This window comes from Nocardioides sp. JS614, assembly GCF_000015265.1.
GTDB lineage: Bacteria > Actinomycetota > Actinomycetes > Propionibacteriales > Nocardioidaceae > Nocardioides.
In genome coordinates this window covers 2937149-2957909 of the sequence record NC_008699.1, presented here as the reverse complement: position 1 = coordinate 2957909, position 20761 = coordinate 2937149, and the positions used below count along the sequence as shown (strand labels likewise).

Genomic DNA, 20761 nt, shown 5'->3' with positions numbered 1-20761 from the left:
CCCGGTGAGCGCGGCCGCGCAGGACGAGGGCCGCCACGCGCGGATCCTGGCCGAGGCCGAGCGGATCATGGCGCTCGGCGAGTGCTCGGAGTCCCAGGCGCCGTACGAGGTGAACCAGCCGACGATCGGCACCTGGCTCGACGCGATGGGCTACGACAACGAGCGCTTCCGCTCCGGCGAGGCGCCGCCGTCGATGGCGCAGGTCTGGACGATGCGCGGCCTCGGTCGCCGCCGTCCCGACGACGACCCGCTGAGTGCGATGATGGCCCTCCTCACGGACGAGGGCTACACCGCCGTGCTCGGCACCAACTGCGAGCAGAGCTACGACCGCTACCTCAAGGTCGGCGAGCACGTCCGCGTCACCACCGCGCTCGACTCCGTGGTCGGGCCGAAGCTCACCGCGATGGGCGAGGGCTACTTCGTCACGTCCCGCAACACCTGGTACGTCGCCGGTCCCGACGGGCACAGCGAGCGCGTCGCGACCATGCTGTTCCGGGTGCTCAAGTTCATTCCCAAGGGCTCTGGAGGTGGCGCATGACTGCAGGAATCGTGCGCCCGATGATCGGGCGCGACTCCAGATTCTTCTGGGACGGCACCGCGCTCGGCGAGCTGCGCATCCAGAAGTGCAACGCGTGCAGGTCGCTGCGCTTCCCGCCCGGACCGGCCTGCCCGACGTGCGGCGCCCTCGACCCGGGGCACGTCGCCGCGGCCGGCACCGGCACGGTGTTCTCCTACGTCGTGCACCGGCATCCACCGGTCCCCGGCAAGGAGCTGCCGATCGTGCTCGCCCTCATCGACCTCGACGAGGGCGTGCGGATGGTCGGCGAGGTCGTCGACGTCGACGCCGAGGAGATCGAGATCGGGATGCGCCTGCGCGTGGACTTCGACCGCATCGACGACGACCTGACCCTGCCCGTCTGGAGGAAGGCATGAGGCCCGGAGACCCCCTGCCGGAGTGGTCGCTGCCGCTGACCCCGACCACGATCGTGAGCACCGCGATCGCGACCCGGGACTGGCAGGACGTCCACCACGACCGCGACGTCGCCCAGGCGGCGGGCTCGAAGGACATCTTCATGAACATCCTGACCAGCAACGGCCTGGTGGAACGGTACGTCGTGGACGCGCTCGGCCCGGACACCGAGCTGAAGGGGATCGCGATCCGGCTCGGCGCCCCGGCGTACCCCTACGACACGCTGACCTTCCGCGGCGAGGTCACCGGGGTCGAGGACGGCATCGCCACCATCGCGGTCGTCGGCTCGGTGTCCCTGGGCGACCACGTGACCGGCACCGTGCGGGTGGCTGTCCCGTGACCACTCCGTCCATCGGCCTGGGCGGCAAGGCGGCGATCGCCGGCATCGGCGCGACCGAGTTCTCCAAGGAGTCCGGCCGCTCCGAGCTGCAGCTCTCCGTGGAGGCCGTCCAGCACGCCCTGGCCGACTGCGGGCTCACCGCCGCCGACGTCGACGGGCTGACGACGTTCACGATGGACACCTCCTCGGAGATCGCCGTCGCGCGCGAGCTGGGCATCCCCGAGCTGCGCTTCTTCAGCCGGATCAACTACGGCGGCGGCGCCGCCTGCGCGACCGTGCAGCAGGCCGCGATGGCGGTCGCCACCGGCGTCGCCGACGTGGTGGTCTGCTACCGCGGCTTCAACGAGCGCTCGGAGAGCCGGTTCGGCCGGTTCTCGGTGGCCGCCGCGACCCAGGTCAACACCAACGGGCTGGACAACGCCTGGACCTACCCGATGGGCCTCGGCACCCCGGCCGCGACCGTGGCGATGCAGGCGCGGCGCTACCAGCACGAGTACGGCGCGACCTCGGAGGACTTCGGCCGGGTGGCGGTCGCCGACCGGCGGCACGCCGCGACCAACCCGAACGCGTTCTTCTACGGCCGGCCGATCACGCTGGAGGACCACCAGGCCTCCCGGATGATCGTGGACCCGCTGCACCTGCTCGACTGCTGCCAGGAGTCCGACGGGGCGGTCGCGCTGGTCGTGACGTCCGCCGAGCGGGCCCGCGACCTCGCGCAGAAGCCCGCGTACGTCACCGCGGCCGCGCAGGGCAGCGGCGCGGACCAGTTCGTGATGACCTCCTACTACCGCGCCGACATCGGCATCCCCGAGATGGGCGTGGTCGGCCGCGAGCTGTGGCGCCAGTCCGGCCTCGGCCCGGACGACATGCGGATGGGGATCCTCTACGACCACTTCACGCCGTACGTGCTGATGCAGCTCGAGGAGCTCGGGTTCTGCGGGCGGGGCGAGGCCCCCGGCTTCGTCGCCGACGGGGCGATCGAGGTCGACGGCAAGTTCCCGCTCAACACCCACGGCGGCCAGCTCGGCGAGGCCTACATCCACGGGATGAACGGCATCGCCGAGGCGGTCCGCCAGGTCCGCGGCACGTCGGTGAACCCGGTCGGCGGCGTCGAGCACCTCGTCGTCACCGCCGGCACCGGTGTCCCCACCAGCGGCCTGATCCTCTCCGCCCAACGTTGAGTCGTGACTTCTGACTCAATGTCGGAGCTTGTCGCGGAAGAACCCGAGGACCCGGTCGACCGCCTCCTGGGAGCGGTGCTCGGTGAGGGTGGAGTGGCCCTTGCCCTCCAGGTCGACGCGGAGGAAGGCATCGCCCAGCTCTCGAGAGAGCGTCTCGAAGCGGGTGCCGACAGCTCGGTCACCGGCGTACCGGAGGCCGAGCACCTCGCAGCCGGCGGCCGCCCGGTCCTTGACGGCCCCGAGGTCGGAGGGGGAGAGGTTCAGGTCCGCGGCCCGCGCCCTGCCGACCGGGAACGGGAGGGACGGCTGGGCGAGGACCGGCGCGGCGACGGCGGGGTCCACCATCATCGCGAGCGCGAACCCGCCGGTGAAGCACATGCCGAGCGCGCCGACGCCCGGACCGCCCAGCTCCTCGTGCAGCGAGCGCGCGAGGCCGCGCAGCCAGACCGCGACCGGCGAGGTCCGGCCGGTCGCCATCGTGGTGAACTCCTTGCTGACGCACAGCCGCGGCAGCACCTTCGCGATCGCGCCGGCGCTCATCGGGGCGCCCGGGGTGCCGAACAGGTGCGGCAGGACCACCGTGAAGCCCGCGTCGACCACCTCCTGCGCGAACCCGACCACCGTCGGCGTCAGGCCCGGGATCTCGTGGATCACGATCACCCCGGGGCCGGCGCCCTTGCGGTACGTCGGATGGGTGACCCCACCGGCGGTGTGCTGTCCCGGGGTCCAGGAGTCGAGGATCGCCATGCCGGGCAGTATGCCCGCGCGTCCCGTCTGCTGTAACGCCCTGTTACCGGTTCCTCCCACCCTGCTGCAACCGGGCCGGTGCAGGGGGTAACCCGGCGTTACAGCATCGGGTCAGTCGCCGAGCAGGGTGGCCACGTGGTCGGGGACGTAGGTCGACTGGTCCCGGGGTGGGCGCTCGTAGCCCTTGGCCGGCGGCCGGTCCGGCACCTGGAGCGAGGCCTGGTCGACCTCGGTGTAGGGGATCGTCGAGAGGAGGTGGGCCATCATGTTCAGCCGGGCCTCCTTCTTGACGTCGCCCTCGACGACGTACCAGGTCGCCTCGGGGATGTCGGTGTGGACCATCATCTCGTCCTTGGCCCGGGAGTAGTCCTCCCAGCGCGTGATCGACTCCAGGTCCATCGTGGAGAGCTTCCAGCGCCGCATCGGGTCGTCGAGGCGGTCGCGGAACCGGCGCTGCTGCTCCTCGTCGCTCACCGAGAACCAGTACTTGCGCAGCAGGATCCCGTCCTCGACCAGGAGCCGCTCGAAGATCGGGCACTGGTGGAGGAACCGGCGGTACTCCTCGGGGGTGCAGAAGCCCATCACCCGCTCGACGCCGGCGCGGTTGTACCAGGACCGGTCGAAGAGCACGATCTCGCCGCGGCTGGGCAGCTGCTCGACGTACCGCTGGAAGTACCACTGCCCGCGCTCCCGCTCGCTGGGGGCGGGGAGCGCAGTGATCCGCGCGACGCGCGGGTTGAGGTACTGCGTGATCCGCTTGATCGCGCCGCCCTTGCCGGCGGCGTCGCGGCCCTCGAACACGATCACCAGCCGCTCGCCCGCGGCGCGGACCCACTCCTGCACCTTGACCATCTCGGCCTGCAGCCGGAACAGCTCCGCCTCGTACTGCCCGCTGGTCAGCCGCCGCTTGGACTTCGCCATGCTCCGACCCTAGTCAGGCGCCAGGGAGGATGGACCGCATGCCGAAGCTGCACGCCCTCGAGCTGGTCCCGGACGACGACGGCCTGAGGGCGGTGCATGGCGAGTGGCAACGGCTGCGCGACGCCGGCCTGCCCAGCCGGCTCGATCACCTGCGCCCGACCGACCAGCCGCACATCACGGTGGTCTCCGCGCCCGTGCTGCCCGACGACGCGATCGACGTGGCCCGGGCCCGGCTCGGCTCGCTGCTGCCCGTCCGCGCCCGGGCGGCGGGCCTGCTGCTGCTCGGCGGTGCGCGGCTCACGATCGCGCGGGCCGTGGACATCGACGACGACGTCGTACGCCGGGCGCTCGCCGTGCGCGTGCAAGTGCCCGACCGCCAGCACGTGGGATGGCTCCCGCACGTCACGCTGGCGCGCCGGGTGGAGCGGTCGGACGTGCAGCGCGCGATCGAGGTGCTCGGCCACGAGGACGTCGTACTGACCCTCACCGAGCTGCGGCGCTGGGATCCGGACGCCGGCCGGGTGACGACGATCGCCCAGGCGCGTCAGTAGGGTCGCTCTCGTGACCGACCTCCCCGCGCTCGACGCCGAGGAACAGCGCGTCCTCGGCAGCCTGCTGGAGAAGCAGCGCACGGTGCCGGACTCCTACCCGTTGACGCTGAACTCGCTGCGCACCGCGTGCAACCAGTCGAGCAGCCGCGAGCCGGTCGTCGACTACGACGAGCACACCGTCGAGCAGGTCGGCCGCCGGCTCAAGGACCGCGGTCTGCTGCGCATCGTGTGGTCCGACACCGGGCGCCGCACCCTGAAGTACCACCAGGTCCTCGACGAGGTGCTCGACCTGGCCGAGGACGAGCGGGCGCTCGTGACGGTGCTGCTGCTGCGCGGGCCGCAGGCACCCGGCGAGCTCAAGACCCGCACCGAGCGGCTGCACGGGTTCGCCGACCGGGGCGCGGTCGAGCAGACACTCTCCCGGATGGCCGAGCGGGGACTGGTGCGCGAGCTCCCGCGCCGCGGTGGCGACCGGGACAGCCGCTGGGCGCACCTGCTCGGCGAGGAGGCCGCTGTCGAGGAGGCGCCGGCGCCGATCGTGGACGTCCTGGCCGCCGGCGGGGGCGCGCGGGACGAGCGGGTGCGCTCGTCGTACGACGCGGTCGCCACGGCGTACGCCGACCACCTGCTCGACGAGCTCGCCGGCCTGCCGTTCGAGACCTGGCTGCTCGACCGGGTCGCCGCGCACGCCGCCGACGATCGGGCCGGCGGCCCGGTGGTGGACGCCGGCTGCGGTCCCGGTCACGTCACGGCGTACCTCGCCGACGCCGGCGTCGACGCACACGGCATCGACCTCTCGCCGGCCATGGTCGCCGAGGCGCGGCGCCGGTTCCCGGACGGCTCCTACGAGGTCGGCGACCTGCGCCGGCTGATGCGGCCGACGACCGCGGAGGGCTGGGCCGCGGTGCTGGGCTGGTACTCGCTGGGCCACCTGGCCTCCGCCGAGCTCCCCGACGCCGTCGCCGCGCTCGCGCGGCCGCTCGCACCGGGTGGCTGGCTGGTGCTCGCCGGGCACGCCGGTGTCGGCGTACGCCACCTCGACGCGTGGTTCGAGCACGAGGTCGACCTCGACTTCGTCGCGCGCGAGCCCGAGGAGATCGTCGCCGCCGTCACCGCCGCCGGCCTGGTCGACGTGGAGTGGTTCCTCCGCGGCCCGTTGGCCGACCGTGGTGAGACGACCGAGCGCCTCTACCTCCTGGCCCGCCGAGGTTGACTCAACGCGGGGTGAGGACCACGTCGTCGAGGACGGGGGCACCGTCGCGGTCACCGCCGGCGACCGTCGCGGAGCCGACGATCCGGCCGTCCTCGCGCCAACCGCGCACCCGGATCGTCTCGCCGGGGAAGACCACACCCGCGAACTTCACGCCGAAGCCGCCCACCTGCGTGGCGTCGCCGCCGAGCAGGGTGTCGGTGAGCGTGCGCAGCACGATGCCGTAGGAGCAGAGCCCGTGCAGGATCGGAGCCGGGAAGCCGGCCGCCGACGCGAAGTCCGGGTCGGCGTGCAGCGGGTTGCGGTCGCCGCACAGCCGGTACAGCAGGGCCTGCTGCGGCAGCACGTGGTACGTCGCGTCCGCGTCCGGGGCCCGGTCCGGGAGCTCGACGGGGGTGGACGAGCCACGATCCCCGCCCCAGCCGCCCTCGCCGCGGACGAAGATCGACGAGCGGGTGGTCCACAGCTCCTCGCCCTCGGGAGAGACCGCGACCCCCTCCTGCCAGATCACGGCCGCCTTGCCCTTGTCCCAGATCTCGCTGATCCGGGTGGTGACCGTGGCCGAGCCGGTGGTCGGCACCGGTCCGGCCACCGAGATCGACTGGGACCCGTGCACGACCTGGGCGAGGTTGATGTCGCACCCCGGGAGGTCCAGCGGCGGCGGGTCGGTCATGTGGAAGGTCGGCGCGACCACACCGAAGGACGGCAGCACCTGCAGCGCCGGGCCCTCGAGCGTGTACGAGAGGTCGGTCGCGCCGATCGCCAGGTGGTAGAGGAGGACGTCGCTCTCGGTCCACGAGAACGGCTGGGAGCCGAGCTCGGCACCGACCGCGACGGACGGGTCGATGGGCATCAGGCGTGCTCCTCGGGGTTCTCCTGGGCGGCGATGTCCTCGGCCGCGAGGTAGCCGAAGGTGAGGGCGGGTCCGATCGTCGCACCCGGGCCGGCGTAGGTGCGCCCCATGACGGCGGACGAGACGTTGCCGGCGGCGTACAGGGCCGGGATCGGCGACCCGTCCGGCCGCAGCACCCGCGCGTGCTCGTCGGTGACCAGACCGCCCTTGGTGCCGAGGTCGCCGGGCACGATCTTCACCGCGTAGTACGGCGCCTGGTCGATCGCGTGCAGCGACGGGTTCGGCTTGACCCGCGGGTCGGAGTAGTACATGTCGTAGGCGCTCTCGCCGCGGTGGAAGTCCTCGTCGATGCCGGTCCCGGCGAAGCCGTTGAAGCGCGCCACGGTCTCGACGAGCGCGTCGGCCGGTACGCCGATCTCCGCCGCCAGGTCGGCCAGCGTCGCTGCCTTGCGCACCGTGCCGTTCTGGTACCACCGGCCCGGGAACGGCTGGCGCGGCGAGAGCCCGGCGAACAGGTAGCGGTTGCGGTAGCGCTGGTCGAGGACCATCCACGCCGGGACGTGACCGACCCCGGTGGCCTCGCCCCGGTAGATCTCGTGCACGGCCTCGACGTACGGCAGCGCCTCGTTCATGAACCGCCGGCCCGCCTGGTTGACGATGATCGAGCCCGGCAGGTTGCGCTCGGCCAGGCAGAACCACGGGCCCGACGGCAGCGGGATCGTGGGACCCCACCACGCGTCGTCCATCAGGTCGACCTGCGCGCCGGCGGCGATGCCGGCGAGCACGCCGCCGCCGGTGTTGAACTGCGAGCCGGTCGTCCACTCGACGGACGTCGGCTGCGGCTGGTACTTCTCGCGCAGCTCCAGGTTCTTCTCGAACCCGCCGCTGCCGAGGATCACGCCGCGCCGGGCGCGGACGACGGTCTCGGCGCCGTCGCGGAGCACGCGTACGCCGACGACCCGGCCGTCCTCGAGCACCAGGTCGCGCAGCTCGGTGTCGTAGTGGACGGGCACGCCGGCGTCCATCAGGCCCTTGCGCAGCCCGATCGCGATCGCGTTGCCCATCGCGTACATCCGCTGGCCGCGCACCAGGCTGACGACCCGGCGCAGCAGCACCTTGACCATGGTCAGCGGGCCGCGCAGGGTGCGCAGACCGAGGCTGATCTTCCGGAAGTCGGCCTGGGTGACGATCATGTTGACCGGCGCCTTGGTGTACTGCGGGTGCAACCGCTCGAGCTCGTCGCCGAGGAACCGGGCGTCCATCGGCACCGGCTCCGCGGACCGACCCGCCGCCCGGCCCCCGGGCGCCTCCGGGTGGTAGTCCGCGTACTGCGGCACCCAGGTGAACCGCAGCGGCGTCCGCTCCCGGATGAAGTCCATGACCTCGGGCCCGCGCTCGAGGTAGGTGTCGCGGCGGACCTTCGGCACCACGTCACCGACGATCGAGTCCAGGTAGAGCCGGGAGAGCTCGGGGTCGTCGCCCTGGCCGGCCGCCTTCAGCGCGTAGTTGTTGGGGATCCAGACCCCGCCACCGCTGCGGGCCGTCGACCCGCCGAAGTACCCGCTCTTCTCGATCAGGACCGTGTCGAGGCCGCGTGCGGCCGCGGCGAGCGCGGCGGTCATCCCGGCACCGCCGGCGCCGACCACGACGACGTCGACGCGCGCCGGGAGACCGGCCGGCAGGGGGGGCGTCATGGCGAGAAACTGTAACAGGTTCTACTATCGGTCACGTGACCTCCCAGGACTCGAGAGCGGCCTCGATCACGGCCGCCGTCGACCGACTCTCCCAGGCCCAGGCCACCGGTGTCCCGTGCGCGCCCGTCCGCGACCTGATCGGCACCGACGACCTGGCCGCGGCGTACGCCGTGCAGCAGGGTCTCGTGCAGGCCCGGATCGCCGGGGGAGCCCGGGTCGTCGGCCGCAAGATCGGCGCGACGTCGGAGGCGGTGCAGACCCAGCTGGGCGTCGACCAGCCGGACTTCGGCTACCTGCTCGACGACATGGACGTCTCCCCCCGCGAGCGGCGCGACGGGCCGATCTCGATGCGCACGCTGCTCCAGCCCCGGGTGGAGGCCGAGGTCGCCTTCGTCCTCGCCCGCGACATCGACCCCGCCGAGGGCGCCGAGATCACCCTCGACCTGGTCCGAGACGCCGTCGAGGTCGCACTGCCGGCGCTCGAGATCGTCGACTCGCGGATCGCCGACTGGCGGATCGGGTTCACCGACACCGTCGCCGACAACGCCTCCAGCGGCCTGTTCGTGGTCGGCGCCGATGGCCACCCGCTGGACGAGCTCGAGCCGCGGGATGTCGTCATGTCGCTGACGATCAACGGCGAGGAGCGCTCGTCGGGCACCGGCCTCGCCTGCCTGGGCGACCCGCTCGAGGCGCTGCGCTGGCTGGCGGTGCAGGCGCACCGCTTCGGGGACCCGCTGCGCGCCGGCCACCTGATCCTGTCCGGGGCGCTGGGCCCGTTCGTGCCGTTCGCCCCGGGCGACCGCGTCGTCGCGACCATCAGCGGCTTCGCGCCGCTCAGCGTCACCTTCACCGAATGATCCGCGAGGAGTGAGCAGATGCCCAGATCGACCGCAGCCATCGTGGGGCCGGGCAACATCGGCACCGACCTGATGTACAAGCTGCTGCGCGCCGCCGAGGAGGGGGGCAGTATCGAGCCGCGCTGGATGATCGGCGTCGACCCTTCGGCATAGAAAGGACCGAAGTCTCCGGAGGTCGGGACCTTCCGCCGCTCCGCCCCGGACCCGTTCGGCCGATCCTGGAGATGTCAGGAACTCGATCCCACCGTCCACCAGGACCCGCCATGAGCCTCAGCACGCTGACCGCACCCGCCACTCTCACCGAAGCCGTCCTCGTCGCGGTCGGCAACGGTGCCTGGTCGCCCTTCGAGGTGCTCACCGCCGTCGCCGACCGGCACGCCGAGCGCTGCGACGTGATGGCGACCCTGTGGGACCTGGTCGACGCCGGCAGCCTGGTCTACGTCGACGGCCTCGGCTACCCGGCGTTCCGGATCGCCTGCCCCTGATCCGCCGCCCGGCCCTGCGCCCGGCCTGCACTCGACCGGTGCGGGCGCGCGCCGTCTCGACCAAAACAAGAACGTGTTCTAGTATTGCTCCTGTCCGACCACGACAGGAGCTGCGATGTCCCAGGCTGTTCTCGATGGCGTCCGTGACCTGCTGCCCGGGATCCGGGAGCGGGCCGACGAGGCCGAGCGTCTTCGCGTCGTCCCCGATGCCTCGATCAAGGAGCTCGAGGAGGTCGGGTTCTTCCGGCTGCTCCAGCCCCGGAGGTTCGACGGCCACGAGGCCGACCCCGTCGACTTCTACACCGCGGTGCGCGACATCGCCGGCGCGTGCGGCTCCACCGGCTGGGTCTCCAGCGTGGTCGGCGTCCACCCGTGGCAGATCGCGCTGTTCCCCGACCGGGCCCAGCAGGCCGTGTGGGGCGCGGACACCGCGACCCGGGTGAGCTCGTCGTACGCCCCGACCGGCAAGGCGCTGGTCGCTGACGGCGGCTACACCCTGTCCGGCAAGTGGAGCTTCTCCTCCGGGTGCGACCACTGCAGCTGGGTGCTGCTCGGCGGCCTGGTGTTCAACGACGAGGGCCAGGTCGTGGACTTCAAGACCTTCCTGGTGCCGCGCGAGAACTACACGATCAACGACGTCTGGAACGTCGTCGGCCTGTCCGGCACCGGCTCCAACGACATCGTGGTGGAGGACGTGTTCGTCCCCGAGGAGTTCACGCTCTCGATGGGGGACACCGGCCGCTGCTTCGGCCCGGGCCAGGAGCAGAACCCCTCCGACCTCTACAAGCTGCCCTTCCACTCGATCTTCACCGGCACGATCACCACGCCGATCATCGGCATGGCGCTGGGCGCGTACGCCGAGCACGTCGAGATGCAGCAGAAGCGGGTGCGCGCGGCGTACCTCGGTGAGAAGGCCTCGCTCGACCCGTTCGCGGCCGTCCGGATCGCGAAGGCCTCCTCCGACATCGACGCCGCGTGGGCGCTGCTGGTCAACAACATCCGCGAGGAGCAGGCCTGCGTCGCGCGCGGGGAGAAGATCCCGCTCGGCCTGCGGCTCAAGGTGCGCCGCGACCAGGTGCTCGGCACCCAGCGCGCGATCGACGCGATCGACTCGCTGTTCGAGGCCTCCGGCGGCCGCGCGCTCGCGACCGGCACCTACCTGCAGCGCGCCTGGCGCGACGCCCACGCCGGCCGGGTGCACGCCGCCAACGACCCCGAGCGGGCGCTGCAGATGTACGGCGCGCACGAGTTCGGGCACAAGATCGACCCGGGGATGTACTGAGTTGGCTCTCACGAAGGAGAGCGCGCAGCGCTCCGCCAAGGCGAAGGACATCACGCTCAGCTACTACGAGGCCGGGACCGCGGCGACCTCCGCGACCGGGGCGCCGGTCGGCGGCGGGCTGCCGCTCGTGATGCTGCACGGCGGTGGGCCGGGAGCATCGGCGTGGTCGAACTTCGGCAGCGCGCTGCCGAGGTTCGCCGCGTCGTTCCGCACCCTGCTCGTCGACCAGCCCGGCTTCGGCGCCTCCGACAAGCCACCGGTCGTCGGCAACTACTACCGCCACTCCGCCGACCACGTGGTCGCGCTGCTCGACGAGCTCGGCATCGACCGGGTGCACCTGCTCGGCAACAGCCTCGGCGGCGGTACGGCGATGCGGCTCGCGCTCGACCACCCCGACCGCGTCGGGCGGCTGGTCCTGATGGGTCCCGGCGGGCTCTCGCTCAACCTGTTCCACGCCGACCCGACCGAGGGCGTGCAGCGGCTGATGGACTTCGGGGCCGAGCCGACGCGGGAGAACCTGCGGGCGTTCATCTCGACGATGGTGGTCGACCAGCGGCTGGTCACCGACGAGCTGGTCGAGGAGCGGTTCGCCGACGCGACCGCCCCCGGCGCCCAGGACGCGATGCGCTCGATGGGGATGTCCTTCTGGAACCCCGAGACGGCCGAGGACGGCATGCTCTGGCGCGAGGCGCACCGGCTGCGCAAGCACACCCTGCTGACCTGGGGCCGCGAGGACCGGGTCAACCCGCTCGACGGCGCGTTCGCCGCCCTCAAGCTGATCCCGAAGGCCCAGCTGCATGTCTTCGCGAACTGCGGGCACTGGGCGCAGGTCGAGGCCGCCGACGAGTTCGCCGAGGTCTCCATCGCGTTCCTGGCCCGGCACGTCGAGCGCCCCGAGGGGGAGTCGTGACCATCGACATCAAGTCCATGGGCTACGTCCGCGTGGCCAGCACCGACCTGTCCCGGTGGGAGACCTTCGCGGGCAAGGTCCTCGGGCTCGCCGCCGGCCGTGGGCCCGACCCTGAGCACCAGTACTGGCGCATCGACGAGGTCTCCGCGCGGCTGGTCGTGTTCCCGGCCGACGTCGACCAGCTCGCCTGCGTGGGCTGGGAGGTCGCCGACCACCGCGCGCTGCAGGAGGCCCGCGAGCACCTGCAGAAGGCGGGGGTCGACTTCGAGGAGGGCACCCGTGAGGAGCTCGACGAGCGCCGGGTGCAGGAGCTGGTCCGGTTCAGCGACCCGTGGGACAACGTCTTCGAGCTGTTCCACGGCATCAGCTACGAGTCCCGCCCCGTGGTGACGCCGTACGCCGCGAAGTTCGTGACCGGCGACCAGGGGATGGGCCACATCGTGCTGCCGGTGCTCGACGACGTCGAGGCGCTGCGGTTCTACACCGACGTGCTCGGGTTCCGGCTGCGCGACTCGATGAGCATGCCGGGGGAGTTCGTCGGCAAGGAGCCGGGGTCGAAGGTGTGGCTGCGGTTCCTCGGGGTGAACCCGCGCCACCACTCGTTGGCGTTCCTGCCGATGCCCAACCCGGCCAAGTGCGTCCACATCATGCTGGAGGTCGACGAGCTGGACCACGTCGGCCGCGCGCTCGAGCGGGTGCGCAAGCACCGGGCGCCGCTGTCGGCGACGCTCGGGCGGCACATGAACGACGAGATGATCTCCTTCTACGTGAGGTCGCCGGGCGGCTTCGACGTCGAGTTCGGCACCGACGGGCTCACCGTCGACGACGCGCGCTGGGTGGCGCGGGAGTCGACCGCGGTGTCGTACTGGGGCCACGACTTCGGCGCGGCGGCCGGGTGAGCGATGCCCAGCGATTTCGGGAGCAGTGAGAAACTCGACCACATGACCTCCGAGCCGAGCCGTGAGATCCCGGAGGGCATGAGCCCGGACGCGCGCGAGACCTGGCCGAGCCCGGAGCTGATCAGCTCGTGGCTCGGCGACCAGGACATCGACTTCGAGTTCCGTCCCGGCGAGGACGTCGCCGTCCGCGACGACCCCGAGACCATGGCGGCGGCCCGGCGGTTCCGCGACGTGCTCGGCCGGTTCGGCTCCGGCGTCACCGTCGTCACCGGGATCAGCGGCGACGAGCCGGTCGGCCTGACCTGCCAGTCGTTCTCGAGCGTCTCCCTGGACCCGCCGCTGGTGCTGTTCATCCCCGCCAAGACCTCGCGGGCCTGGCCGCTGATCCAGCGCTCGGGCAAGTTCTGCGTGAACTTCCTCGCCGCGGACCAGGCCGAGCTCTCGAACACGATGGCCAGCCGCGGCGCCGACAAGTTCGCGGACGTGAAGTGGACCCCGTCGCCGGGCACCGGGTCGCCGATGCTCGAGGGCGCCCTGGCCCACGTCGACTGCACGATCCACCAGGTGCACGCGGCCGGCGACCACTACATCGTGATCGGGCGCGTGATCGACCTGATCACCGACGACGACGCCGCCGCGGTCGGCCCGCTGCTGTTCTACCGCGGCGAGTACCGCGGCACCGACCGCCGCTGACCCGGCTGCTAGGACCGCCTGCTAGGACCGGCCCTCCGGCGGGGCGACGTTGACGGTGGGCGTCCCGCCGCCGGCCCGGACGATCACCGCGAGCGACGGCTCGTCGAGCGGGTTGCTCTCGCGGTGGACGGTGAACGACGGCACGTGGACGAAGTCGCCCGGCCCGGCTTCGACGTACCCGTCGTGGCCCTCGAACTCGAAGCGCAGCAGCCCGCGCACGATGTAGAGGCTCGACTCGTTGATGTCGTGGTGGTGCCAGCCGGAGACGACGCCGGGCGCGGTCTCGACCTGGCCGGTCCACACCAGCGGCAGCTCGAAGGCCCGCTGCCGGTCCATCCCCGGCGTCGGGTCGGCACCGACCAGGTCGGCGGGCCGGAACACCCGGATCGGCGCCGGGCCGCCGTCGAGGGTCACGTCCAGCCCGCTGGAGTACGCCGAGGTCGCCGGCGTCCCACCCGGCCAGACGACCGTGGCGCGGAAGTCGTAGCCGTCCTGGGCCGCCTCCTCGCAGTCGAGCACCACCGCCTGGCCGGGCACCAGGCCCTTGAAGCCGTCCATCCGCAGCGCGGAGAAGTGCGCCCAGCACCCGCCCGGGGTGTCGGGGGAGTCGATGACTCCCCAGCCCTCACCGTCGCTCCAGGACCGGACCGTGCCCGTCGTGCGCATGCCTCAGAGTGCCACGGCGGCCCGGTGGGCGTGCGGAGGTCCGTACAGCTGGCCGAGCGCGTGGGCGCGCTTGAGGACCAGGTGGGCGTCGTGCTCCCAGGTGATCGCGATGCCGCCGTGCAGCTGGACGGTCTCGCCCGCGATGTTCGCGAACGCCTCGCTGCAGTAGGCCTTGGCGACGTGCGCGAGCTGCTCGGCGTCGTCGGTGCCGGCCGCGACGGCGTACGACGCGGCCCAGGAGGCCGAGCGGGCCATCTCGAGCCGGACGTGCATGTCGGCCATCCGGTGCTTGAGCGCCTGGAACGAGCCGATCGGCCGGCCGAACTGGACCCGCTCCTTCGAGTACGCCACGGTCATCTCCAGGGCCCGGGCCGCGCCACCGACGGCGAGGGTGGCGCAGCCGACGGCCCCGACCAGCCGGGCCCGGTCGCGGGCCGCCGGACCGGCCCCGACCCGGGTCGCCGCGGACAGGTCGGAGCGGACCGTCGCGAGCCGGATCGTCTGGTCCATGGACGGCGTCCAGGAGCGGTCGGCCGTCTCGGGGGCGACCTCGAACAGGCCGTCGTCGGTGGCCACCACGAGCACCGCCGCGTGGTCACCGTCGAGCACGTCGGCCGCGTCTGCGCCGTCGGCGAGCGCCCCGACCTCACCGGCCGCCAGCCGCGGCAGCAGCCGCTGCTTGGCGTCCTCGTCGGCGCCGGCGAGCAGCGCTTCCGAGGCCAGCAGCGAGCCGAGCAGGGGCGAGGGCGCCAGCGACCGGCCGACCTCCTCGAGGGCGACCAGGGCCTCGAAGAGGGTGAACCCGGCGCCGCCGTACTCCTCGGGGATGCCCAGCGCCGCGACGCCGATCTGCTCGCAGAGCGTCTGCCACAGGGCCTCGTCGAAGGAGGCGGCGCGGGGGTCGGCCCGCTTGGCGAGCAGCCCGCGCACGGTGGCCGCGAGCTCCTGCTGCTCCTCGGACAGGGCGAACTCCATCAGCCCACCAGCCCCTCGAGCAGCCGCGCGCGGTGGAACGCGGGGGTGCCCCACGCGGTGACCAGCGCGCGGACCTTGGTCAGCCACAGGCTCAGGTCGAGCTCCTGGGTGTAGCCGACCGCGCCGTGGACCTGGAGCCCGGTGCGCGAGGAGAGGTACGCCGCGTCCGCGCAGGCGACCTTGGCGGCCGCGGCCGGCACCTCGCCGAGCGCCGCGCCGAGCACCAGCGGCCGCGCGAAGTCGAGCGCGATCCGGACGTCGGCGAGGGCGTGCTTGATCGCCTGATAGGACCCGATCTCGCGGCCGAACTGCCGGCGCTGTTTGGCGTAGGCCACCGTGTCGGCCAGGATCCGCTCGCCGGCGCCGAGCAGCTGGGCGGCCGTCGCGAGCACCGCCAGCTCGAATGCCGCCTCGTCGGTCTCGCCCGAGCCGGTGACGGGGAACAGGTGGCGAGTCCGGTCGACGGAGCCGACCTCCTCGCCGACGGACTCGGCGGGCGTGGTGCCGACGTACACCCGGTCGGCGATGTCGGCGTCGAGCGCGTAGGGCACGACCGGTGGCAGCGCCACGGTCGCGATGCCGTCCACCTCCTGGCCGAGCGCGATCGGGAGGTACGCCGCCGACTCGACCCACGGGCCGGGCACGGCGTGCCGGCCGAGCGCCTCGAAGGCGAGGCACACCTCGACCGGCGTCGCCTCGGTGGCGAGCTGGGTGACGCCCAGCTCCGCGAGTCGGGCCCAGAGCTTCCGGCCCGGGTCGTGGTCGCCGTCGGCCCAGGCGCGGGCGACGGCGACGGTGTCGGCCGCGCCGAGCAGGCTCTCGAGCGCGGCCGCGAGGTCGCGCTGATCGTCGTCGGGGACGAACCTCACTTGGCTGCCCCCCTGGCCTCGCGCGGCAGGCCGAGGATCCGCTCGGCGACGATGTTGCGCTGGATCTCGTTGGTGCCGGCGTAGATCGGACCCGAGAGCGAGAACGTGTAGCCGTCCAGCCAGGTCGACTCCACCTCGGCCTCCGGCCCGAGCAGGTCGAGCGCGGTCTCGTGGAGCGCGACGTCGAGCTCGGACCAGAACACCTTGTTGACCGACCCGGCGGCACCCAGGTCGCCGCCCGAGGCCAGCCGGGTCACCGTGCCCCAGGTGTAGAGCCGGTAGGCCTGGGCCTTGATCCAGGCGTCCACGACGCCCGCACCGGCGGACGGCGGTTGAGGTGCGAGCCCAGCGAGCCTTGAAACCCCCGTCTGCTCCCGGTAGAGCTCCACCAGCCGGTCGGCGGCGGCGCAGAACCGGCCGGGGGAGCGCAGCGACAGGCCGCGCTCGTTGCCGGCCGTCGACATCGCGACCCGCCAGCCGTCACCCGGCGCGCCCAGGACGTCGGAGTCCGGCACGAAGACGTCCGAGAAGAACACCTCCGCGAAGCCGACCTCGCCGTCGAGCTGGGCGATCGGCCGGACCGTGATGCCCTCGGCGTCGAGCGGGAACAGGAAGTAGGTCAGCCCCCGGTGCCGCTCGGCGTCGGGGTCGGACCGGAACAGCCCGAAGCCCCAGTGGGCGAAGGAGGCCCGCGAGGACCAGGTCTTCTGCCCGTTCAGCACCCAGCCGCCGCGAGCGTCGTCGCGGACGGCCGTGGACCGCAGCGCCGCCAGGTCGGAGCCGGCCTCGGGCTCGGACCAGCACTGCGCCCAGACCTGCTCGCCGGTCGCCATCGCGGGCAGGAACCGGTCCTGCTGCTCCTTCGTGCCGTGGTCGAAGACGATCGGGGAGAGCAGGAAGATCCCGTTCTGGCTGACCCGGCCCGGTGCCCCGGCGCGGTAGTACTCCTCCTCGAAGATCACCCACTCGACGAGCGAGGCCTCGCGACCGTGGTACTCCTCGGGCCAGGACACGACCGACCACCGGGCCTCGGCGAGCCGCCGCTCCCACTCCTGGTGGGCGCGGAAGCCCTCGGCGGTGTCCATCGAGGGCAGCGGTTGCGCCGGCACGTTCGCGGCCAGCCAGGCGCGCGCCTCGTCGCGGAACGCGAGCTCCGGCGCGGACAGGGTCAGATCCATCAGGAGCCCCTCAGCTCGTTCTTCAGCACCTTGCCGGACAGGTTGCGCGGCAGCGCGTCGGTCACCTCGACGGACCGCGGGACCTTGAAGTTCGCGAGCCGCTCCTTGGCGAAGGCGAGCACCTCGTCGGGCGTCACCGCGCCGACGACGTACGCCTTCCCGACCTCGCCCAGCCGCTCGTCCGGGACCCCGACGACGGCGACGTCGGCGACGCCGTCCATCCGGGCGAGCGCCTGCTCGACCTCGGCGGGGTACACGTTGAAGCCGCCGCAGATGTACATGTCCTTGAGCCGGTCGGTGATCGAGAGGTTGCCGTGCTCGTCGAGCACGCCGACGTCGCCGGTGTGCAGCCAGCCCTCCGCGTCGATCGCCTCGGCGGTCGCCGCGGGGTCGTCGAGGTAGCCGAGCATCACGAACTCGCCGCGCACCAGGAGCTCGCCCCGCGCGCCGATCCTCGTCTCCATCCCGGGGATGGCGCGCCCGCACGTGGTCGCCACCGTCTCGGCGGAGTCGCCGTCGCGGCACATCGTGACCACGACCGCCTCGGTCATGCCGAACGCCGTCACCACGTGGTCGATGCCGAGCTCCTCGCGCATCCGCTCGATGAGCACGACGGGTACGACGGCGGCTCCGGTGACCGCGAGCCGCAGCGAGGAGAGGTCCCGCCCGGCGCGCCCCGGGGCGGACAGCAGGGACTGGTAGATGGTCGGGGCTCCCGGCAGCACCGTGATCCGCTCCGTCTCGATCAGCCGCATCGTCTCGTCCAGGTCGAACGTCGCGAGCGGGTACAGGGTCGCCCCGGTGATCAGGCCGGTGACGATGCCGACCTTGTAGCCGAACGAGTGGAAGAACGGGTTGACCACCAGGTAGCGGTCCTCGGTGCTCACCCCGCCCAGCGAGCCCCAGGCACGGGCCACGCCGACGGTCTGCCGGTGCGCGGACATCGCGCCCTTGGGCCGGCCCGTGGTGCCGGAGGTGAACAGGATGTCGGCGACGTCGTCGGGGGAGACCGCGGCGGCGACCTCGTCGATCACGCCCGGCTCGGCCTCGACCTCGGCGATCCGGGCCAGGTCGATGACCTCCCGCACGCCGGGCAGCGCGCCGGCCGCGCGCAGGTCGGCGACCTGGGTCCGGCCGAGGAACCCGTCGGCGACCACGACCAGCACGGCCCCGGTGCGGTCGACCAGGTCGGCGACCTCGTGGCCGGTGTAGCGCGAGTTCGCCGGCACCAGGGTGCCGCCGGCGTACGAGACGGCGAGCGCGGCGACGACCCAGTCGACGCTGTTGGGGGCCCACACCACGACCCGGTCGCCCGGGCTCAGGCCGCGGGCGCGGTAGCCCGCCGCCGTCCGGCGCACCCGCCCCAGCAGGTCCGTGAAGCTGGTCGTCACCCCGCCCTCGACGTACGCCGGGTGGTCGCCGAACCGCTCCGCGGCAGCGCGGAGCACGCCCGGGATCGTGTCCTGCATCGCCACCTCCGTCAGCCAACCAAGCAATTGCTTGGTAGACTACCACTCGTGGACCTGACCTACTCCCCGGCCGACCAGGCCTTCCGCGCGGAGGTGCGGGGCTGGCTCGAGGAGCACCTGACCGGCGAGTGGGCCGCGCTCAAGGGGCTCGGCGGCGCCGGCCGCGACCACGAGGCGCACGAGGAACGGGTGGCCTGGAACCGGCTGCTCGCCGAGCACGGCTGGACCTGCCTGGGCTGGCCGACCGAGCACGGCGGGCGCGGGCTGAGCCTGGTCCAGCAGGTGATCTTCCACGAGGAGTACGCACGCGCCGACGCGCCGGGACGGGTGAACCATCTCGGCGAGGAGCTGCTCGGACCGACCCTGATCGCGTTCGGCACGCCCGAGCAGCAGCAGCGGTTCCTGCCGCGGATCGTGGCGGTCGAGGACCTGTGGGCGCAGGGCTACTCCGAGCCCGACGCCGGCTCCGACCTCGCCAACGTGCAGACCAAGGCACGACTCGTCGGCGACGAGTGGGTGATCGACGGGCAGAAGGTGTGGACGTCGAACGCCCACCTCAGCCAGTGGGCGTTCGTCGTCTGCCGCACCGTGCCGGGGTCCACGCGCCACCACGGGCTGTCGTTCCTGCTCGTGCCGCTGGAGCAGGACGGCGTGGAGATCCGGCCGATCGAGCAGCTCACCGGCGGGTCGGAGTTCAACGAGGTCTTCTTCACCGGGGCCCGGACCGCCGCCGACCTGGTCGTGGGGGAGCCCGGCGGCGGCTGGCGGGTCGCGATGGCGCTGCTCGGCTTCGAGCGCGGGGTGTCCGTGCTCGGTCAGGTGGTCGGCTTCGCTCGCGAGCTGTCCGGTGTCGTGGACCTCGCGCGAGAGACCGGTGCGATCGACGACCCGGTGCTCCGCGACCGGCTGGCCGCGCTGAAGGTCGAGCTCGAGGTGATGCGGTTCCAGGCGCTGCGCGGGCTCGCGTCGAACGACGCCGGCAGCGCCTCGGTCTTCAAGCTCGTCTGGGCGGGCTGGCACCGGCGGCTCGGCGAGGTCGCGATGGACGTCGCCGGCGCGGGCGGGCTGACCGCGCTGCCGGGCTCCCCGGAGGCGCCGTACCAGCTGGACCGCTGGCAGCGGCTCTTCCTGTTCTCGCGCGCCGACACGATCTACGGCGGCAGCGACGAGGTCCAGCGCAACATCCTCGCCGAGCGGGTGCTCGGCCTACCGAAGGAGGCTCGCGGATGACCGCTCCCGCCTACGTCCCCGGCCACGACCTGCTCGCCGGGAAGGTGGTCGTCGTGACCGCCGCCGCCGGCGCGGGCATCGGCGCCGCCGTCGTACGCCGCGTGCTCGAGGAGGGCGCGAAGGCGGTGGTGTTCAGCGACACCCACGAGCGCCGGCTCGCCGAGGCGGAGGAGGCGCTGGCGGGGGAGTTCGGCCGCGACCGGGTCCGCCAGCTGGTCTGCGACGTCACCGACGAGGCGCAGGTGCAGGTGCTGCTGGACGCGGCCGAGGATCTCGGCGGCGTCGACGTGATGGTCAACAACGCCGGCCTGGGTGGCACGGCGAGCGTGCTGGAGATGACCGACGAGCAGTGGTCGCGGGTCCTCGACATCACGCTGACCGGGACCTTCCGGTGCGTGCGCGCCGCCGGGCAGCGGATGACGGCGTCCGGTCGTGCCGGCGTGATCGTCAACAACGCCTCGGTGATCGGCTGGCGCGCCCAGGAGGGCCAGGCGCACTACGCCGCCGCCAAGGCGGGGGTGATGGCGCTGACCCGGTGCGCGGCGCTCGACCTGGCTCCGCACGGCATCCGGGTCAACGCCGTGGCGCCGAGCCTGGCGATGCACCCGTTCCTGGCGAAGGTCACCTCCGACGAGCTGCTCGCCGAGCTCACGGGCCGCGAGGCGTTCGGCCGGGCCGCGGAGCCGTGGGAGGTCGCCAACGTGATGGTGTTCCTGGCGAGCGACTACTCGTCGTACCTGACCGGCGAGGTCGTCTCCGTGAGCAGTCAGCGAGGCTAGGG

The 20761-nt window shown here is 72.6% G+C and carries 24 protein-coding genes; 15 read left to right on the top strand and 9 right to left on the bottom strand.

Annotated features, from left to right (window positions below; all coding sequences use genetic code 11):
• Nucleotides 1–4 precede the first annotated feature (4 nt).
• The 4 genes from NOCA_RS15605 to NOCA_RS15590 are packed head-to-tail and all read left to right on the top strand — an operon-like array spanning nucleotide 5 to nucleotide 2491.
• The gene (locus tag NOCA_RS15605; protein ID WP_011756229.1) at nucleotides 5–538 is read left to right on the top strand and encodes a MaoC family dehydratase N-terminal domain-containing protein; all 534 of its coding nucleotides are present in this window, start codon (nucleotides 5–7) and stop codon (nucleotides 536–538) included.
• Nucleotides 535–933, top strand: coding sequence for a Zn-ribbon domain-containing OB-fold protein (locus NOCA_RS15600; protein WP_011756228.1), 399 nt, complete (start codon nucleotides 535–537; stop codon nucleotides 931–933). Before NOCA_RS15605 ends, NOCA_RS15600 begins: the two co-directional genes overlap by 4 nt.
• Nucleotides 930–1310 (top strand): MaoC family dehydratase, encoded by a 381-nt coding sequence (locus NOCA_RS15595; protein ID WP_011756227.1) that lies wholly within the window; start codon nucleotides 930–932, stop codon nucleotides 1308–1310. The genes NOCA_RS15600 and NOCA_RS15595 overlap by 4 nt, the downstream gene beginning before the upstream one ends.
• Complete coding sequence (locus tag NOCA_RS15590; RefSeq protein WP_011756226.1) at nucleotides 1307–2491, top strand: lipid-transfer protein; 1185 nt, start codon at nucleotides 1307–1309, stop codon at nucleotides 2489–2491. The genes NOCA_RS15595 and NOCA_RS15590 overlap by 4 nt, the downstream gene beginning before the upstream one ends.
• 15 nt (nucleotides 2492–2506) lie before the next feature.
• Here the strand turns inward: NOCA_RS15590 and NOCA_RS15585 are convergent, their stop codons facing one another.
• Together NOCA_RS15585 and ppk2 are read right to left on the bottom strand one after the other, a co-directional pair.
• A complete protein-coding gene (locus NOCA_RS15585) occupies nucleotides 2507–3238 on the bottom strand; it encodes a dienelactone hydrolase family protein (RefSeq protein WP_041546581.1) in 732 nt (243 codons plus the stop codon).
• 111 nt (nucleotides 3239–3349) lie between these two features.
• The gene (ppk2, locus tag NOCA_RS15580; protein ID WP_011756224.1) at nucleotides 3350–4159 is read right to left on the bottom strand and encodes a polyphosphate kinase 2; all 810 of its coding nucleotides are present in this window, start codon (nucleotides 4157–4159) and stop codon (nucleotides 3350–3352) included.
• Nucleotides 4160–4197: 38 nt separating this feature from the next.
• Between ppk2 and NOCA_RS15575 the strand changes: the two genes are divergently transcribed.
• Nucleotides 4198–4710, top strand: coding sequence for a 2'-5' RNA ligase family protein (locus NOCA_RS15575; protein ID WP_011756223.1), 513 nt, complete (start codon nucleotides 4198–4200; stop codon nucleotides 4708–4710).
• A 10-nt stretch (nucleotides 4711–4720) separates the two neighbouring features.
• Nucleotides 4721–5923, top strand: coding sequence for a DUF480 domain-containing protein (locus NOCA_RS15570; protein ID WP_011756222.1), 1203 nt, complete (start codon nucleotides 4721–4723; stop codon nucleotides 5921–5923).
• A 1-nt stretch (nucleotide 5924) separates the two neighbouring features.
• On the opposite strand, the gene NOCA_RS15565 is transcribed toward NOCA_RS15570, so the two are convergent.
• Nucleotides 5925–6773 (bottom strand): MaoC family dehydratase, encoded by an 849-nt coding sequence (locus NOCA_RS15565; protein WP_011756221.1) that lies wholly within the window; start codon nucleotides 6771–6773, stop codon nucleotides 5925–5927.
• Nucleotides 6773–8467 carry a 3-oxosteroid 1-dehydrogenase gene (gene kstD / locus NOCA_RS15560; RefSeq protein WP_011756220.1) on the bottom strand — a complete coding sequence of 565 codons (1695 nt, stop codon included), beginning with the start codon at nucleotides 8465–8467 and terminating at the stop codon, nucleotides 6773–6775. Before kstD ends, NOCA_RS15565 begins: the two co-directional genes overlap by 1 nt.
• A gap of 35 nt (nucleotides 8468–8502) precedes the next feature.
• Between kstD and NOCA_RS15555 the strand changes: the two genes are divergently transcribed.
• The 7 genes from NOCA_RS15555 to NOCA_RS15530 all read left to right on the top strand — a co-directional run bounded on the left by NOCA_RS15555 (nucleotide 8503) and on the right by NOCA_RS15530 (nucleotide 13593).
• Complete coding sequence (locus NOCA_RS15555; protein ID WP_011756219.1) at nucleotides 8503–9324, top strand: 2-keto-4-pentenoate hydratase; 822 nt, start codon at nucleotides 8503–8505, stop codon at nucleotides 9322–9324.
• 18 nt (nucleotides 9325–9342) lie between these two features.
• Complete coding sequence (locus NOCA_RS28475; RefSeq protein WP_011756218.1) at nucleotides 9343–9477, top strand: hypothetical protein; 135 nt, start codon at nucleotides 9343–9345, stop codon at nucleotides 9475–9477.
• 110 nt (nucleotides 9478–9587) lie between these two features.
• On the top strand, nucleotides 9588–9809 hold the full coding sequence (locus NOCA_RS15550) for a hypothetical protein (RefSeq protein ID WP_011756217.1): 222 nt from the start codon (nucleotides 9588–9590) through the stop codon (nucleotides 9807–9809).
• Between the two features lie 115 nt (nucleotides 9810–9924).
• The gene (gene hsaA, locus NOCA_RS15545; RefSeq protein WP_011756216.1) at nucleotides 9925–11091 is read left to right on the top strand and encodes a 3-hydroxy-9,10-secoandrosta-1,3,5(10)-triene-9,17-dione monooxygenase oxygenase subunit; all 1167 of its coding nucleotides are present in this window, start codon (nucleotides 9925–9927) and stop codon (nucleotides 11089–11091) included.
• A gap of 1 nt (nucleotide 11092) precedes the next feature.
• A complete protein-coding gene (gene hsaD / locus NOCA_RS15540; protein WP_011756215.1) occupies nucleotides 11093–12001 on the top strand; it encodes a 4,5:9,10-diseco-3-hydroxy-5,9,17-trioxoandrosta-1(10),2-diene-4-oate hydrolase in 909 nt (302 codons plus the stop codon).
• The gene (gene hsaC / locus NOCA_RS15535; RefSeq protein ID WP_011756214.1) at nucleotides 11998–12900 is read left to right on the top strand and encodes an iron-dependent extradiol dioxygenase HsaC; all 903 of its coding nucleotides are present in this window, start codon (nucleotides 11998–12000) and stop codon (nucleotides 12898–12900) included. Before hsaD ends, hsaC begins: the two co-directional genes overlap by 4 nt.
• Nucleotides 12901–12942: 42 nt before the next feature.
• Nucleotides 12943–13593 (top strand): flavin reductase family protein, encoded by a 651-nt coding sequence (locus NOCA_RS15530; protein ID WP_238383356.1) that lies wholly within the window; start codon nucleotides 12943–12945, stop codon nucleotides 13591–13593.
• A gap of 21 nt (nucleotides 13594–13614) precedes the next feature.
• On the opposite strand, the gene NOCA_RS28005 is transcribed toward NOCA_RS15530, so the two are convergent.
• From NOCA_RS28005 to NOCA_RS15500, 5 genes are read right to left on the bottom strand one after another with little or no spacing between them, the layout of a single operon-like run.
• Nucleotides 13615–14259 carry a cupin domain-containing protein gene (locus NOCA_RS28005; protein ID WP_197687779.1) on the bottom strand — a complete coding sequence of 215 codons (645 nt, stop codon included), beginning with the start codon at nucleotides 14257–14259 and terminating at the stop codon, nucleotides 13615–13617.
• A gap of 3 nt (nucleotides 14260–14262) precedes the next feature.
• The gene (locus NOCA_RS15515; RefSeq protein WP_011756211.1) at nucleotides 14263–15234 is read right to left on the bottom strand and encodes an acyl-CoA dehydrogenase family protein; all 972 of its coding nucleotides are present in this window, start codon (nucleotides 15232–15234) and stop codon (nucleotides 14263–14265) included.
• Nucleotides 15234–16103 carry an acyl-CoA dehydrogenase family protein gene (locus tag NOCA_RS15510; RefSeq protein WP_011756210.1) on the bottom strand — a complete coding sequence of 290 codons (870 nt, stop codon included), beginning with the start codon at nucleotides 16101–16103 and terminating at the stop codon, nucleotides 15234–15236. Before NOCA_RS15510 ends, NOCA_RS15515 begins: the two co-directional genes overlap by 1 nt.
• Nucleotides 16100–17281: an acyl-CoA dehydrogenase family protein gene (locus NOCA_RS15505; protein ID WP_011756209.1), complete on the bottom strand. Its 1182-nt coding sequence runs from the start codon at nucleotides 17279–17281 to the stop codon at nucleotides 16100–16102. Before NOCA_RS15505 ends, NOCA_RS15510 begins: the two co-directional genes overlap by 4 nt.
• A complete protein-coding gene (locus NOCA_RS15500; RefSeq protein WP_011756208.1) occupies nucleotides 17281–18750 on the bottom strand; it encodes a FadD3 family acyl-CoA ligase in 1470 nt (489 codons plus the stop codon). Before NOCA_RS15500 ends, NOCA_RS15505 begins: the two co-directional genes overlap by 1 nt.
• A gap of 48 nt (nucleotides 18751–18798) precedes the next feature.
• Here NOCA_RS15500 and NOCA_RS15495 point away from each other — a divergent pair, with 48 nt between their 5' ends.
• Together NOCA_RS15495 and NOCA_RS15490 are read left to right on the top strand one after the other, a co-directional pair.
• Nucleotides 18799–19980, top strand: a complete 1182-nt coding sequence (locus tag NOCA_RS15495) for an acyl-CoA dehydrogenase family protein (protein WP_041546580.1) — start codon at nucleotides 18799–18801, stop codon at nucleotides 19978–19980.
• Nucleotides 19977–20759, top strand: coding sequence for an SDR family oxidoreductase (locus tag NOCA_RS15490; RefSeq protein WP_011756206.1), 783 nt, complete (start codon nucleotides 19977–19979; stop codon nucleotides 20757–20759). The genes NOCA_RS15495 and NOCA_RS15490 overlap by 4 nt, the downstream gene beginning before the upstream one ends.
• Nucleotides 20760–20761: the final 2 nt, after the last annotated feature.

Coding starts and splice junctions, on each gene's coding strand:
- NOCA_RS15530 (WP_238383356.1), top strand. CDS start 12,943: ATGACCTCCGAGCCGAGCCGTGAGATCCCGGAGGGCATGAGCCCGGAC.
- NOCA_RS15575 (WP_011756223.1), top strand. CDS start 4,198: ATGCCGAAGCTGCACGCCCTCGAGCTGGTCCCGGACGACGACGGCCTG.
- NOCA_RS28005 (WP_197687779.1), bottom strand. CDS start 14,259: ATGCGCACGACGGGCACGGTCCGGTCCTGGAGCGACGGTGAGGGCTGG.
- ppk2 (WP_011756224.1), bottom strand. CDS start 4,159: ATGGCGAAGTCCAAGCGGCGGCTGACCAGCGGGCAGTACGAGGCGGAG.
- hsaA (WP_011756216.1), top strand. CDS start 9,925: ATGTCCCAGGCTGTTCTCGATGGCGTCCGTGACCTGCTGCCCGGGATC.
- NOCA_RS28475 (WP_011756218.1), top strand. CDS start 9,343: ATGCCCAGATCGACCGCAGCCATCGTGGGGCCGGGCAACATCGGCACC.
- NOCA_RS15500 (WP_011756208.1), bottom strand. CDS start 18,750: ATGCAGGACACGATCCCGGGCGTGCTCCGCGCTGCCGCGGAGCGGTTC.
- NOCA_RS15585 (WP_041546581.1), bottom strand. CDS start 3,238: ATGGCGATCCTCGACTCCTGGACCCCGGGACAGCACACCGCCGGTGGG.
- NOCA_RS15515 (WP_011756211.1), bottom strand. CDS start 15,234: ATGGAGTTCGCCCTGTCCGAGGAGCAGCAGGAGCTCGCGGCCACCGTG.
- NOCA_RS15490 (WP_011756206.1), top strand. CDS start 19,977: ATGACCGCTCCCGCCTACGTCCCCGGCCACGACCTGCTCGCCGGGAAG.
- NOCA_RS15595 (WP_011756227.1), top strand. CDS start 930: ATGAGGCCCGGAGACCCCCTGCCGGAGTGGTCGCTGCCGCTGACCCCG.
- NOCA_RS15600 (WP_011756228.1), top strand. CDS start 535: ATGACTGCAGGAATCGTGCGCCCGATGATCGGGCGCGACTCCAGATTC.
- NOCA_RS15505 (WP_011756209.1), bottom strand. CDS start 17,281: ATGGATCTGACCCTGTCCGCGCCGGAGCTCGCGTTCCGCGACGAGGCG.
- kstD (WP_011756220.1), bottom strand. CDS start 8,467: ATGACGCCCCCCCTGCCGGCCGGTCTCCCGGCGCGCGTCGACGTCGTC.
- NOCA_RS15550 (WP_011756217.1), top strand. CDS start 9,588: ATGAGCCTCAGCACGCTGACCGCACCCGCCACTCTCACCGAAGCCGTC.
- NOCA_RS15565 (WP_011756221.1), bottom strand. CDS start 6,773: ATGCCCATCGACCCGTCCGTCGCGGTCGGTGCCGAGCTCGGCTCCCAG.